The sequence below is a fragment of the Snodgrassella sp. CFCC 13594 genome (assembly GCF_001590725.1).
GTDB lineage: Bacteria > Pseudomonadota > Gammaproteobacteria > Burkholderiales > Neisseriaceae > Snodgrassella.
In genome coordinates this window covers 1-364 of sequence record NZ_LQXR01000102.1, presented here as the reverse complement: position 1 = coordinate 364, position 364 = coordinate 1, and the positions used below count along the sequence as shown (strand labels likewise).

General features: G+C 50.8%; 1 pseudogene. It reads left to right on the top strand.

The window, feature by feature from the left end:
* Positions 1 to 358: pseudogene (locus tag A2F46_RS12785) on the top strand (hypothetical protein); the annotation flags it as partial.
* Between the last annotated feature and the right edge of the window lie 6 nt (positions 359 to 364).

The window sequence follows — 364 nt, the reverse complement described above, 5'->3', positions numbered from 1 at the left end:
GGAAGTATTGACCACCACAGAGCAAATGCGTGGTGCGGCGCATGATGTCGGGTTTCAAACGGCCAAAGACCAGTACAGCACCAAAGCGGCCAAGTTAAGCAAAACGTCACAGGCCAAATTGGCGTTTTATGAGCGCAATACTCTGGACGTCATCCGTGGATTGGATGTGGATACCCGTAGTCAGGCACTACGCAATTTCTATGAAAACACAGCCAAACAAATGCACGGCAGCAAGTTAGATATGCCGCACCCAATGCAAATTCCCGATCCCGAACAAACCCGATTAACCAAACCGGACGCGGAACATCAGCGCCCATCTGGCTCTGTAAAGAACGATGACCAGGAAATTGACCGCTAGGAGCAC